The following is a 13465-nucleotide window of genomic DNA, read 5'->3' on the forward strand; positions in this document are numbered from 1 at the left end:
CGCGGCGGCGCCGGACCCTACAGGCCCATGCAATTTTCACGGCCGCCCCGGACCGGAGGTCGCAGCCGCGCGCCGGCGCCGTCTGCGGGCCCTACCGCGCGCACGAACCCGGCGCATCACGAGGCATCCCGGCGCATCAAGCCGCCCGCCGCGCGAAGCGGAGCGGCAGCGACCGCAGCCCGCGAAGGCTCGAATTGTCGTTCCACGCCGGCCGGGCGTCCACCCGCGTGAACGCGGGCAGGCGCCGCATCATCGCGGTGAACGCGACCCGACCCTCGAGGCGCGACAGCGGCGCGCCGACGCAGAAGTGGATCCCCTGGCCGAAGCCGAGGTGGCCGCGGGTGTCGCGATGGATGTCGAATTTGTCCGGCTCGGGGAACTGCGCCGGATCGCGGTTGGCCGCGCTGAGCAGCAGCACCACCACCTCTCCCGCCGCGATCCGCGTCCCGGCCACCTCGACCTCGGCCGTCGTGCGGCGGAACAGCATCGTCGCCGGCCCGTCGTAGCGCAGCACCTCCTCGATGAAGCTGGACACCAGCCCCGGGTCGGCGCGCAGCTCCGCCAGCACGGCAGGGTGCTCGAGCAGCAGGTGCGTCCCCGTGGCGATCAGGTTGGTCGTCGTCTCGTTGCCGGCGACCAGCAGCAGCAGCACCATCCCGAGCACCTCCTCGGCGGTCAGCGCCCCCTCCTCGCTCTCGGCGCGGACCAGCTGGCTGATGAGGTCGTCGCGCGGCGCCTCGCGGCGCGCCGCGATCATCGCCTGCATGTGCGCGAACAGCTCGCGCCGGCTCGCGACCAGCCGCAACGACTCGCCGGCCGACCCTCGTCGCTCGCGCGTCAGGCGGCCCAGCGCGATCAGGTCGTCGCTCCAGCGCTTGAAGTCGGCCCCGCGCGCCGGGTCGACCCCGAGCATCTCCGCGATCACCGTCACCGGCAGCGGGATCGCCAGGTCCTCGACCACGTCGAACGACTCGCGCTGCACGATCGCGTCGATCAGCCGGCCGGTGATCTGCTGCACCCGCGCCTCGAGCTGCGTCATCGCTCGCGGCGTGAACGCGGCGCTCACGAGCTTGCGCAGCCGCGTGTGCTCGGGCGGGTCGGAGTTGAACATGCTCGGCCCGCGCATGCGATCGAGCTCCTGCCACGCGCGCTCGTCGATGTGGGGCGGGCGCAGCCGGTCGAGCCCGGTGTCCGACGAGAACAGGTCGGGCCGCTTGAGGATCCGCGCCACCTCGGCGTGACGCGTCACGGCCCACCACTGGTAGCGTTCGAGCCGGTGGACCGGCGCCGCCTCGCGCAGGCGAGCGAACAGCGGGTGCGGATCGATCGCCGTCTCCGGCGCGAACAGGGCCGTCGAGATGTCCATCGGGAGCTCCGTGCGCCGAGGGTACGAGCGGCGATCCCCGCGGCAACGCGGCGACGCCTGCGAGCGCCCCTCCCTCTCCCGTCGCCGGCTCCGGGGCTCGCAGCCCGGCTCCGGCGGGCGCAGCGTCGCCGCGCCGGCCGCCCAGCGACGCCCGCGAGCGCCGCCCCCGCCTGCACCTGCGCCGCGCGGCCGACGGCCGCCGCCGCGCCCGCTCGCCGCCCATAAACTTCAGGACATGCCCGCAGCGGCATGTCTCATCGACCATGCACGGAAAGACATGCTCCTACGAACATGTCCTTTCGCTCACCCGCGGACCGCCGGCACCGCCGCCGGGGTGCGGAAGAACATGCTCGGCAGGTAGCTGCGGCGGGCGCCCTCGGCGAGGCGGAGGTCGGGCAGCGCCGCGCGCAGGGCCTGCATGCCGACGCGGACCTCGAGGCGGGCCAGGCTGGCGCCGAGGCAGCTGTGGATCCCCCAGCCGAACCCGAGGTGGCGGGCGGGGTTCGGGCGGGTGAGGTCGAAGCGCAGCGGGTCCGGGAACACGCGGGGGTCGTAGTTGGCGGCGCCGAAGAACGTCATCACGGTCGCGCCGGCGGGGATCTCCACCCCGCCCACGGCGGTCGCGCGGGTCGCGTGACGCGGCTCCATCTGCACCGAGCAGTGCATGCGCAGCGTCTCCTCGGTGGCCGTCTGCAGCAGCGCCGCGTCCTCGCCGACGCGCCGCCACAGCTCCGGCTGCTCCAGCAGCGCGAACAGCAGCGAGCCCATCAGGCTGGCCGACGTCTCGTAGCCGGCGAACAGCAGCACCACCAGGTGCGAGATCATCTCCTCGGTGGTGAACGCGTCCTCGCCCTCGCGCGCGCGCAGCAGCGCCGAGATCAGGTCGTCGGCCGGCTTGGCGCGGCGCTGCGCGATCAGCTCGGCGTAGTAGCGCGTGTAGGCGACGAAGCCGTCGGCCGCGACCAGCTTCGCCTCCATGTCGAGCGCAGGGTCGTACAACTTGAACCAGTCGTCCTGCCACGCCTTGAGCTGCGGCATGTCCTCGTAGGGCACGCCGACCAGCGCCGCGATGACCCGCATCGGCAGCTTGAACGTGAAGTCTCGCATCAGCTCGAGCTCGTCCGGGCCGCTGGCGAGCTCAGCCGCGAGCTCCGTGGCGAACCCGCGGATCTGCGGCTCCATCGCCGCCACGCTCGCCGGCGTGAAGGCCTTGGAGAACAACAGCCGGGCCCGCGTGTGCGACGGCGGGTCGTTGTTGAACAGCCCCGGCGGCAGCGGGAACGTGCCCTTCTGCAGCCGCCCCAGCAGCTCCGGCGTGAACGGCACCACCGGCTCGAGCAGGCGCGCCGACGAGAACAGCCCCGGGTCGCGCAGCACCTGCATCACCTCGGCGTGGCTCGTCACCAGATAAGCGAAGAACGCCCGGCTGTACGCCACCGGCGCGCGCGCGTGGGCCTCGGCGTAGAAGTTGCGGGCCGGGTTTTCCTGGTACGCGGGCGAGAACGGCTGGAACAAGTCGCCGACCGCGAGGCGCTCGGCCTCGGGAGCGGGCGACGGGGGCACGCGGGCGTCGTCGGTCATCCCCTCCAGCGGTACCAGACTCTTGCACTTGCGAGCAATCGCCCCCCCAGCATGTGCAAGCGCGTCCCCGACCGCCGAGTCGGACGGGAGACCGGGCGCTCCCCGGGCGGACAGTTGACCGTGAATTTTTTTGGACATGTCCTTTGTGCCATGTCCCGTGAATCACGCGGTCAGTGGTGTGCTCACCGTGGCGGGCCGAATGAGACAGTGGCGCACACGAAAACCTCGCGGACAGCGCGCTCGGGGCTCTGTTACCGTCGTTCCGACGCAGCGTCGTATGCGCCGCGCGTGACAGCAGCTTCGAGGAGATTTTCGAGATGACGATCCGTAGCACCCGACGAGCCTTCTTGCGCAGCGGCGCGGCCGCCGTTCCCGTCCTCGCCTTCAGCCCGTCGGCGAACGCCTGGCTGTCGTGCTCCGACGCGGCCGCCGATGCCATCGCGATCCCCGACCTCGACGGCGAGCTCTTGACCGACCCGGCCGACCGCGCCGCCGCGGCCGACGACTGGGGGCACATCGTCAGCGAGACCCCGCTCGCGGTGCTGGTGCCGGCCTCGATCGACGACATCCGCAAGGCCGTCAAATTTTGCAGGCAGCACTGCATCAAGGTCGGCCCGATGAGCATGGTCGGCAACAGCCACAGCACCCAGGGTCAGTCGCAGGCCCGCTGCGGGCTCGTGATCGACATGTCGGGGCTGTCGGAGATCCACGCGATCAACCCCGGCGACGCGGTGGTCGACGCCGGCGTGCGGTGGTTCGAGCTGCTGCAGCAGACCTTGCCGCTCGGCAAGAGCCCGCCGGTGCTGACCGACCACATCGACCTCAGCATCGGCGGCACCCTGTCGGTCGGTGGCATCGGCGGCCAGACCCCGCAGCACGGCCTGCAGGCCGACAACGTGCTCGAGCTGTGGGTCGTCACCGCCGACGGCGACCTCGAGGTGTGCTCGCCGACCTCCAAGGCGACCCTGTTCAACAGCGTGCGCGGCGGCCTCGGCCAGTTCGGCATCATCGTCAAGGCGCGCGTCAAGCTGATCGCCGTCAAGCCGCTCGCGCGCCACTACACGGCCGTCTACGCCGACGTCGCCACCCTGCTCGCCGACCAGGTCGCGCTGATGAACGAGGGTCGGTTCGACTACGTGGAGGGCCTCGGCTTCCCCCAGCCCGACGACAGCTACGTGCTCACGATCGAGTGCGTCAAGTACTTCGACGAGGGCGCGCCGCCCGACGACGCGGCGATGCTGGCCGGGCTCAACTTCATCCCCGGCACCGAAGCGGCCGACACCCAGCCGCTCTACGACTTCTTCGACCGCCTGGCGCCGATCGTCGCCTTCACCAAGATCACCGGCGAGTGGTACCTGCCTCACCCGCTGACCGACTTCTTCCTGCCCCTCTCCGAGGCCGCCGACTTCATCGAGTCGACCCTGGCGGTGACGCCCGCGATCGACATCGGCTACGGCCCGGTGCTCATCTACCCGTTCCCGCGCAGCAAGGTGACCGCGCCGTTCATCCCGCTGCCGAACGAGCCGGTGAGCGTGCTGTTCTCGCTGCTGCGCTGGGCGCCCTCGGCCGATCCGGCGGTGGCGGCGGACCTGGTGGCCAAGAACCGCGAGGTGTACGAGGGCGTGCGAGAGGTCGGCGGCAAGCGCTACTCGATCGGAAGCGTCGAGCTCGACTTCGGCGACTGGATCCTCCACTACGGCGCCCGCTGGCCGCAGTTCCTGGCCCGCAAGTTGATCTTCGATCCCAAGAACACCCTGACTCCCGGCCAGGGCATCTTCCCTTGGTGAGCGCGAACTCGGCGCCGCGCGCGGCGCCGCCCGTGGCGCGCTTCTCCGTGCACCCAACGCGCGGCCGGTCCGCTATCCTGGCCGCGCGCATGAGCGAGTCGTTCATCCCCCGAGATGCCCGCGGCGTGATCGACACCCGGACCGAGCGGCTGTGGCTCCACCCCGACGGCTACGTGATCGCCGAGGTGAAGCCGGGCCTGGTCGCCGACCTCGATGACGCGATCGTCAATGTCGAGGCCGTCGCCACCCTCGCCGCGGGCAAGCCGCGGCCGCTGCTGCTCGACATGCGGGCCCACGCGAGCTCGGCCACCCGCGAGTGCCGCGACTACTACGCCGGCTCCGAGGCCCAGCGCGTCAACCTCGCGGCGGCGATGCTGGTCCGCTCGAACGTCAGCCGCGTGATCGGCAACTTCTTTCTCGGCCTCAACAAGACCCGCTTCCCGTTCCGCATGTTCGCCGACGTCGACGAGGCGATCGCCTGGCTGCGCACGTTCATCACCGAGGATCCCGCCGACCGGCCGTAGAGGCGAGCCCATGGAGCTGCGAGAGATCGTCACCCGCACCGAACGGATCTGGATCGCCGACGGGATCGTCCATTGCGTGGTGCTGCCGACGGCGACGCACACGCTCGACGACGCCCACGAGAACTCGCGCGCCGTCGACGAGCTGGCCGAAGGCCGCAAGCTGCCGATGCTGCTCGACACCCGGGCCTCGCGCGGCCTCGACCGCGACGCCCGGCTCTACTACGTCCGACCCGAGGCCGCCGACCGGGTGTCCGCGCTGGCGATGCTGATCGACTCGCAGGTCGGGCGGATGTTCGGCAGCTTCTACACCAACGTCCACAGGCCGCCCTTCCCGCTGCGCCTGTTCAACTCCGAGGGCGACGCGCTCGTCTGGCTCAAAGAGCAGGTGGTGTGACCGACTCGTCAGGCCATCGGCCCGGGCCCGACCCGGCGGCGGACCCTCTGGACCCGCGCATCGCCGCGCTGCTGCGCGCCGCGGTCGCGCTGGCGCCGGACGCCGCCGCGTACGCCAGCGACCCGCGGGCGGCCGCCGAGACGGCGCTGGCGGTGGTGGCCGCCGAGCTCGCGGCCCTGCGCGCCTATCGCGAGCGGACCGAGCGGCAGATGGAGGAGCTGTTCAACACCATCACCGCGTTCGCGGCCCTCGACTACGACCGCCGCGCGCTGGTCCACGACGACAACGACGAGCTCATCAACGCGATGGCGATCGGCCTCAACATGATGGGCGAGGAGCTGTCGCACACGATGAAGGCGCTGGTGCGCGCGCGCGACGAGGCGCTGGCGGCCAGCCGGGCCAAGAGCGCCTTCCTGGCCAACATCAGCCACGAGCTGCGCACCCCGCTGAACGCGATCATCGGCTACGCCGAGATTATCCGCGAGGACCTGGTCGATGCCGGTCAGGAGGCGCTGACCATCGACGTCGACCGCCTGCAGATCGCCTCGCGCCACCTGCTCAACCTCATCCAGGACGTCCTCGACCTCGCGCGCATCGAGGCCGGCCGCGTCGACGTGCGGCTCGAGCTGGTCGACCTGCGCACCCTGCTGCACGAGCTGCAGACCACCCTGGCGCCCTCGGTCAAGGACGCGGGCAACGTGCTGCACACGCGCGTCGAGCTCGAGCGGCCGCTGATCCACACCGACCCGCTGCGGCTGCAGCAGATCCTGCTCAACATCCTCGGCAACGCCAACAAGTTCACCGTCGGCGGCGACATCACCCTGTCGGCCCGCGACCACGACGAGCACGGCCGCGCGTTCGTCGACATCACCGTCACCGACACCGGCATCGGCATCCCGGCCGACAAGCTCGAGTCGATCTTCGACGCCTTCACCCAGGTCGACGACACCTCCACCCGCCGGTTCGGCGGCACCGGCCTCGGCCTGGCGATCAGCCGCCGGCTGTGCGACCTGCTCGGCGGCACGATCGTCGTCACCAGCGAGCTGCGCCGCGGCTCGACCTTCCGCGTGCGCCTGCCGGTCGACGGCCCGCAGCCGCGCTGACCGGCCTGCTCGTCCGGACATGTCCCGGCAGACATGCCCTTCCACGCAGGCCCAGAACGAGGCTAGAATGAGCCGATCACCTTGAAGTAGACGATCGACGAGCCGGTCGCTCGCTGGCCGAAGTAGGTCTTGTCGCCGCCGAGCAGGGCGAAGCTGCCGAGCTCGAAGTTGACGTAGCCCCACGGCGGCGCGAACAGCAGCGCCGGCGCGATCACCCCCGAGGGGCCCTTGCCCTTGGGGTTGTTGTTCGGCAGGTCGACCATGCCGAACGCGCGGAACACCAGCTTGCGGCCGAAGAAGATCAGGTCGGTGCCGCCGAGGATGTAGTTGCCGATGTGGCCGGCGCCGAACTCGTTGATCATGCCGCGCAGGTACTGCGCCTGCACGTACACGTGCTTGCCGAAGGTGTAGTCGAACCCGGCGGTGGCCTTGATGAACGGCTGCTTCTTGATCGCCGGGCCGGCGATGAAGGCCTCCGGGTTGGCCATGTCGTCGTTCGGCGTGACGTCGACGCCGCCGCCGGGCAGCGGCGGCAGGTCGATGTGGAACTGCTTGGCCTCGGGGATGATGAGGGCCGCCTCGCCCCACAGGCCCATGTTGCCGAGGAACGGCACCTGGGTGGCGAAGTCGAGGCCGATGACCTGCATCTTCGGGTAGATGAGGCGCACGTCCGAGCGGAAGTAGTAGCCGTCGGGCGGATCGGTCGGGTCGTTGAGCGCGTGGACCTGCGTCGTCTTGGCCTCGACCGGCAGCGGGATGTCGTGGCGGCCGTAGTAGTACGACGCGCTGATGTCGACCTCGCCCAGGCGCGAGCCCATCTTGAACGCGAACTGGCCGTTCGAGAACTTGTTCTCGGGCATCTCGACGTGCCCGAACACCCGCGGGACCAGCTTGGGGTTCTTCGGCAGGTAGTCTTCCTGCAGGTACGTGATCTTCGCCAGCTCGCGGTCGTTGGCGAACGGCGTCTCGGCGTACGGGTCCTTCAGGCCGGCGGCCGCCGACGGGGGCAGCAGCGCCGGGAAGAACAGCGGGATGTAGACGCCCTGGAAGTACAGCTTGTCGCGGTCGCGCAGCGGCGAGTAGTCGATGACCGCCATCTGGTTGGCGATCGGCTCGGTGAACAGCGGCCGGTCCTCGAGGTCGTCGGCGTTGATGTTGTTGGTCGGGTTGAACTTGTCGGCGGTGCCCCACACGACGATCTGGCGCCCGACCTTGATGTCGAGGCCCGGGGCGATGTCGGTGAGCGCGACGTAGGCCGCGCGGCTCTCGAGGTGGAACCGCTGGATGTACACCTGCGAGGCCAGGTCGTCGAGCTCGCGCGACTGGTTCGTGCCCATCAGCACCGGGTCGATCTCGCCGACCACCTGGACGTGCTTGTTGGGCGTGTACGCGAAGTAGAACTCGACGCGGTTCTCGTTGCGGCTGATCTTGCGCGGCTCGGCCCGGTCGACGTCGTAGTGGAGGCTGCTGATGATGCGGAAGCGCGTGTGCAGCTTGCCGCCGGTCTTGTTCAGGATCTGCTCGCTCGGGCTCTGCAGCCGCTGCTTGCCCGCGGGCGCGTCGGCCTGCTTGCCCGCCGGCGCCGGCGTGGGGGTCGTGACCGTCGTCGTCGGCCCGGTCGACGCCCCGGCGGGCTGAGCGCTGCCGCCGCCGAACACGTCGTCGATCTCGAGGTCACGCGCCGTGGTCGTGCCCGCCGGCTCGCTGCCCTTCGCCGGCGCCTCGGACGAGCCGGTGTCGGCGCCCGCGCCGAACACGTCGTCCATCGACAGGTCGGCCCCGCCCGCGCTCGGCTTGGCGGCGGGCTTGGCGGGCTCGGCCGGCTTCTCGGCCGGCGGAGAAGCAGGCTTGGCCGGGCCGGTGCCGAACACGTCGTCGACCGACACGTCGGTGTTCGGCTTGCCCGGCTTGGCCGGGCTCGACTTGTTCGGGACCCCCTCGGGGCCCTGGTATTCGCGATCAGCAGGCGCCTGGGCCAAGGCCCAGAGCGCCCACTGCAGACTGAGGACGGTTACGCCAGCGGTAGACACCACGCGAAGCTCACCCGCGCATCAGCGTGCGGCGGGAGAACAGATCGTCGGAGACGGGGGTCTTCACGTCGATCTCGGACAGGTTGATGACGGTCTCGTCGCCCGTCTTGAGGTTCTTCATGCGGATCTTGGTCGGGATCTGGGTGCCCTCGAACGGCTGCCAGGCCTCGCGCGACTGGGTGCGGATGTGCTTGCCGGAGGGGTCGAAGTAGTGGATGCGCGTGATGCCGCCGACCTTCGAGTCGATGAAGATCTCGAGCTTGCTGAAGGACGTGCTCTGGCCGGCCTTCGGCTTGAGGACCAGCTTGGTCTCGTCGCCGGTCTTGCCGATCAGCTCGGCGTCGAACGACGGCGAGAGCTTGGCGAGCACCATGTCCTCGGGCGTGAACTCGCTGCCGAGGAAGCCCTGGTTCTGCATATGCGCCGCGACGCGGCGCACCTTCTGGAACTCGGGGCTGTACATGTAAATCGTGTCGCGGTCCTCCATGAGGATCTTCATGCCCGCGACGTCACCAGGGGCGGTGAAGTTGATGAACTGCTTCTCCAGCCCCTTCATCGACATCTTGAAGATCATGGTCTGGCGGAGGTTCCCGCCCTTGAAGATCTCCATCGACGCCGTATAGGTCTGATCGGGGAACCTCGCGGCGCGCTCGTCGGCGACCTTCAGAATCGCAGCACCCTTGCTGAACGCGTCTTCGGCGGCGCTCACTGCCTGCGGGGCGACCGTGATGGTCGCGGGCAACACGAGGGCCGAGGCGAGGAGGAAGGTGACAGGCTTCATGGCTTCGAGGCTCCGGAGTGTATCAGGGGGACAGGTGACGCGCGCCGCCACGCTGGGCGGCCGCACGCGGCGCGTTGGACGACCGGTCACGGCGACTATTCTGTCCGGGGCCGCGCCATGACACCCAGTTGTGGGCGATAAGGACGGAGGGCGCCGCCTGCGAGCACGGCCCTCCGCGTCGGTCCGGTGATCCGGATCACAGAAGTCACTCCGCGGCCGCCGCGACCGTCCTGCGCACCTACTTGCGCACCCCGGGACGCGCCAGCCAGGGCGCGAACCAGCAGGCGCCGAGGGCCGCGCCGACCAGCGCGATGGCCAGGCCGAGCCCGAGGTCCCGCAACGGCGCCATCTCGGACGCGAGCAGCACGAGGAACGCCGCCGCGAGCTGCAAGGCCGAGATCAGCGTGACCACGCCGATGTCGTCGACGGCTCGCGCGCCGGCGTCGGCGCCCGTGTAGTTGCGCGCGCGGAAGTTGAGGTGGATCGCAAAGTCGACGCCGGCGCCGACGGCGATGCAGGAGATCATGCTGGTGCCGACGCTGATCGGCATCCCGAGCAGGCCGAAGATCCCCATCGTCACGCACAGGCACCACACCGCCGGCACCAGCGCGAGCATCTGCCGCGCCAGCAGCAGCGTCAGCGCCAGACCCACCAGCGACACGCCGGTCGAGGTGAACAGGCTGCGCGTGACGCTCTCCGCGAACGCGGCGCCGATCACGGGCTGTCCCGTGAGACGTGTCTTGAAGGACAGGCCGCGACCCTCGCCCGCGGCCACCCGCCACTCGTCGTCGTCGAGCTCCGACAGCGCGCCCTTGACCGACGTGCAGGTCGGGCCGACCGCGTCGGCCGGCGCCTGCAGCGGCAGGTCGAGCGCGGCGCAGCGGGCCTCGACCTGGAAGCGCACCAGCGCGTCGTCCGCCCACGGCCCGAGGTGCTTGGCGACGAAGCCGATGCCCTCGGGGTCCTTGGCGGCCAGCGTCGGCAGCTTGGCGCGCAGCAGCGCCTCGAGCTCGGCGCCGCGCGGCGTCACGAGGCTGGCCGGATCGATCGCGTCGATCTCCTCGCGCGGCACGCCCTCGACCGGGCTGTCCTCGGAGTCGAGCGCGCGGTCGCGGACCTCCTTGAGCGCGGCCAGCAGCGCCGGCGACGGCGCGCTGGCGGGCGACGCCTGCAGCAGCTTGTCGGCGTCGACGGGGCGGCCGAGCAGCCGCGACAGCCGCTGCCCGACCTCCTGCACCTGGACCGCGCGCACCTTCGGATCGGTGGTCGGCGCGATGACGAAGCCGCCGGCCGAATGGCGGTCGAGCAGCGCCCGCACCGCGTCGGCGACGACGACCTGCTGGTCGCCCGACATCGGCGCCAGCTTGATGTGGATGAGCGCCCCGGCGGTGTCGTCGGTGACGAGCTGCGCGACCGCGGGGTGGCCCTGCAGCAGCGCGAACACCCGCGACGCGCGGCCCGGGGTCTCGGGCACGCCGCGGCGGCCGCCGAGCGCCTCGTTGAGCAGCGCGTGCGGCTCGACGATCGAGCGCACGTCGACCACGCCCTCGATCGCCCGCACCTGCTCGGCGAGGTCGCGGATCTCCCGCAGCGCCGTCGGCTCGGCCAGCGCCTTGCGGTCGGTGTCGCCGCGCTGCTCGGCCTCGACCGCGATCTGCAGGAAGGTCGAGCCGCCGAAGTGCTCGTTGAAGAACCGGTTCGAGCGCATTGGCTCGCTGTCCTCCGAGAACACCTCGGTCGGGTCGGCGTCGGCCCGCAGGGTCGACGCCACCCCCGCGCCGGCCACCGCCAGCAGCAGCAGGAGCCACAGCTTCGGGCGTATCCGCAGCGGCATCGAGCGCTCGGTCCGCGGCGGCATCAACCTGTCCGGAAGGACAGACAAGATCGCCGGCAGCACCACCAGCGCCAGCGCCAGCAGCACCAGCACGCCGACGCCGGCGGTCACGCCGAACCGCTGCATCGGCACCTGCGGCATCATCGTCAGGGCGAAGAACGACACCGCGGTGGTCAGGCCGCTGAGCAGGACCGGCAGCCACAGCTCGCGCAGCGTGGCGCTGGCGCGCTCGCGGCTGGTGCCGCTCTGGCGCTGGTAGCCGGCCAGCATGTGGACGCCGAAGGCGCCGCCGAGCGCGACCATCAGCACCGGCATCGAGCTGCTGACGATCGTCAGCGCCTCGCCGAACACCCCGTGGGCGCCGAGCACCAGGCCGACGCCCAGGCCGGTCAGCACGAGGTTGATCGCCGCCGCGACGACGCTGCCGAGCAGCACCGCCGAGACCAGCACGAGCACGCCGATGACGATCGGCGACAGCTTGTCGAGGTCGGCGCGGCTGGCGGTGGCCGCCACGTCCTCGATGAAGGGCGCGCCGCCGAGGTGGCTCTCGCCCTGCCAGCCGTGGCCCAGCGCGGCGCGGATCTCCCGGATCGTCGCCGTCCTCGCGTCGGCCGCCGCGGCCCGGTCCTCGTGGTGCATCAGGAACACCATCAGCGCCGCGGCCCGGCCGTCGCGCGAGATCATGGTGCCGACGGCGTCGGTCGAGCCGAGCACCTTCTCGCGGATCTTCGCCTCGTCGCGCAGCGCCTCGGGCACCAGCTCGGCGATCTCGAGCCCGTCGTCGGTGACGCGCGGGTCGGGCAGGTCGGCGAACGACAGCACCATGCGCACGCCGTCCTTGCGCGCGATCTCGCGGCCCAGCTCGCGGACCTCGTCGACCCGCTCGACCGACAGCAGGTCGCCGTCGGGCTTGGTCAGGCCGACGAGGCCGACCTCGAGCACGCCGAAGCGCCTGGCGACCTCGCGGAACGCGACCACGTCGGGGTGGTCGGGCGGCAGGAACGCGAGCACGTCGTTGTCCTCGCGGATGTCCCGAAGGCCAGGCAGGATCAGCGCCGCCAGGCCGACGGCGAGCGCGAGGATGATCCAGCGGGCGCGGACGAACGGGTGGTCGCGCATCGCCGGCTCACTCCCAGACGGGGGTCAGCCAGCCGCGGCGCGCCTCGACGCGGCCGCGGACCACGTTGTTGAAGTGCTCGGTGAGGCGGGCGGTGACGGTGCCGATCCCGCCGTCGCCGATCGTGCGCCGGTCGACCGAGCGGACCGGCTGGATCTGCGCCCCCGTGCCGCACAAGAACAGCTCGTCGGCGACGTACAGCTCGGTGCGGCCGATCACCCGCTCGACGACCTTGAGGCCGAGGTCCTCGGTCGCCAGGGCGATCAGCGAGCGGCGGGTGATGCCGTCGAGGTTGTCCTCGGTGCTCGGCGGGGTGTACAGCACGCCGTCGCGGACGATGAACACGTGCTCGGCGCTGCCCTCCGAGACCTTGCCGTACTCGGTCAGGAAGATCGCCTCGTCGTAGCCGTTGTCGTGGGCCTCGCGCCGGGCCAGCGCGCTGTTGAGGTACAGGCCCGTCGCCTTGGTCCGCGCCGGGATCGCGTTGTCGGTCGCGCGCCGCCACGACGACACGCACACGTCGATCGCGTCCTTCTCCATGTAGCGCTGCAGCGGCAGGCAGTAGATCGCCAGCACGCTGTCCTCCTCGCGCATCACCGGCGCCAGCTTGGTCGAGCCGTTGAGCACCAGCGGGCGGACGTAGACGTCGTGATGCACCTCGTTGCGGCGCAGCAGCTCGCCCACGAGGCCGCAGATCTCCGCGTGAGCACCCGGCAGTCGCATGTGCAGCACCCGCGCCGAGTGCATCAGCCGGGTGATGTGGTCGCCGACGCGGAACAGGTTGATCTGCCGCCCGTCGGCGGCGAGGTAGCCGCGGATCCCCCCGAAACAGCCGAGACCGTAATTCAGCGCGCGCGAGCGCACGCTGATGACCGCCTCGGCGTCGTCGACGAACTTGCCATCGAAGTAGGTGATCATGCGGCGCGGAGGATGCCAGAGGAAACTGGC

10 protein-coding genes are annotated in these 13465 nt (G+C 70.9%); 4 read left to right on the top strand and 6 right to left on the bottom strand.

What is annotated here, in order from left to right; all coding sequences use genetic code 11:
- Nucleotides 1–136: 136 nt before the first annotated feature.
- A complete protein-coding gene (locus NAEX_RS04200) occupies nucleotides 137–1366 on the bottom strand; it encodes a cytochrome P450 (protein WP_096326230.1) in 1230 nt (409 codons plus the stop codon).
- 303 nt (nucleotides 1367–1669) lie between these two features.
- A complete protein-coding gene (locus NAEX_RS04205) occupies nucleotides 1670–2947 on the bottom strand; it encodes a cytochrome P450 (RefSeq protein ID WP_100793455.1) in 1278 nt (425 codons plus the stop codon).
- A 317-nt stretch (nucleotides 2948–3264) separates the two neighbouring features.
- Between NAEX_RS04205 and NAEX_RS04210 the strand changes: the two genes are divergently transcribed.
- The 4 genes from NAEX_RS04210 to NAEX_RS04225 all read left to right on the top strand — a co-directional run bounded on the left by NAEX_RS04210 (nucleotide 3265) and on the right by NAEX_RS04225 (nucleotide 6755).
- Nucleotides 3265–4734: an FAD-binding protein gene (locus tag NAEX_RS04210; RefSeq protein ID WP_096326232.1), complete on the top strand. Its 1470-nt coding sequence runs from the start codon at nucleotides 3265–3267 to the stop codon at nucleotides 4732–4734.
- A gap of 89 nt (nucleotides 4735–4823) precedes the next feature.
- Complete coding sequence (locus NAEX_RS04215; RefSeq protein WP_096326233.1) at nucleotides 4824–5258, top strand: DUF7793 family protein; 435 nt, start codon at nucleotides 4824–4826, stop codon at nucleotides 5256–5258.
- Between the two features lie 10 nt (nucleotides 5259–5268).
- On the top strand, nucleotides 5269–5652 hold the full coding sequence (locus NAEX_RS04220) for a DUF7793 family protein (protein WP_096326234.1): 384 nt from the start codon (nucleotides 5269–5271) through the stop codon (nucleotides 5650–5652).
- Entirely contained in the window at nucleotides 5649–6755 is a 1107-nt protein-coding gene (locus tag NAEX_RS04225; RefSeq protein ID WP_096326235.1) for a sensor histidine kinase, read from the top strand. The genes NAEX_RS04220 and NAEX_RS04225 overlap by 4 nt, the downstream gene beginning before the upstream one ends.
- Before the next feature lie 62 nt (nucleotides 6756–6817).
- Here NAEX_RS04225 and NAEX_RS04230 read toward each other — a convergent pair whose 3' ends face one another.
- The 4 genes from NAEX_RS04230 to NAEX_RS04245 form a co-directional block, all read right to left on the bottom strand.
- On the bottom strand, nucleotides 6818–8785 hold the full coding sequence (locus NAEX_RS04230; protein ID WP_143141311.1) for a ribosomal eL19 family protein: 1968 nt from the start codon (nucleotides 8783–8785) through the stop codon (nucleotides 6818–6820).
- A 10-nt stretch (nucleotides 8786–8795) separates the two neighbouring features.
- On the bottom strand, nucleotides 8796–9566 hold the full coding sequence (locus NAEX_RS04235; protein WP_096326237.1) for an outer membrane lipoprotein-sorting protein: 771 nt from the start codon (nucleotides 9564–9566) through the stop codon (nucleotides 8796–8798).
- 238 nt (nucleotides 9567–9804) lie between these two features.
- Nucleotides 9805–12519 carry an MMPL family transporter gene (locus NAEX_RS04240; protein ID WP_096326238.1) on the bottom strand — a complete coding sequence of 905 codons (2715 nt, stop codon included), beginning with the start codon at nucleotides 12517–12519 and terminating at the stop codon, nucleotides 9805–9807.
- Between the two features lie 7 nt (nucleotides 12520–12526).
- Nucleotides 12527–13435: a branched-chain amino acid transaminase gene (locus tag NAEX_RS04245; protein WP_096326239.1), complete on the bottom strand. Its 909-nt coding sequence runs from the start codon at nucleotides 13433–13435 to the stop codon at nucleotides 12527–12529.
- Between the last annotated feature and the right edge of the window lie 30 nt (nucleotides 13436–13465).

It is taken from the genome of Nannocystis exedens (genome assembly GCF_002343915.1).
Lineage (GTDB): Bacteria > Myxococcota_A > Polyangia > Nannocystales > Nannocystaceae > Nannocystis > Nannocystis exedens.

Excerpts from the sequence above, each read along its gene's own strand:
- NAEX_RS04200 (WP_096326230.1), bottom strand. The coding sequence starts at position 1,366 with ATGGACATCTCGACGGCCCTGTTCGCGCCGGAGACGGCGATCGATCCG.
- NAEX_RS04205 (WP_100793455.1), bottom strand. The coding sequence starts at position 2,947 with ATGACCGACGACGCCCGCGTGCCCCCGTCGCCCGCTCCCGAGGCCGAG.
- NAEX_RS04210 (WP_096326232.1), top strand. The coding sequence starts at position 3,265 with ATGACGATCCGTAGCACCCGACGAGCCTTCTTGCGCAGCGGCGCGGCC.
- NAEX_RS04215 (WP_096326233.1), top strand. The coding sequence starts at position 4,824 with ATGAGCGAGTCGTTCATCCCCCGAGATGCCCGCGGCGTGATCGACACC.
- NAEX_RS04220 (WP_096326234.1), top strand. The coding sequence starts at position 5,269 with ATGGAGCTGCGAGAGATCGTCACCCGCACCGAACGGATCTGGATCGCC.
- NAEX_RS04235 (WP_096326237.1), bottom strand. The coding sequence starts at position 9,566 with ATGAAGCCTGTCACCTTCCTCCTCGCCTCGGCCCTCGTGTTGCCCGCG.
- NAEX_RS04240 (WP_096326238.1), bottom strand. The coding sequence starts at position 12,519 with ATGCGCGACCACCCGTTCGTCCGCGCCCGCTGGATCATCCTCGCGCTC.
- NAEX_RS04245 (WP_096326239.1), bottom strand. The coding sequence starts at position 13,435 with ATGATCACCTACTTCGATGGCAAGTTCGTCGACGACGCCGAGGCGGTC.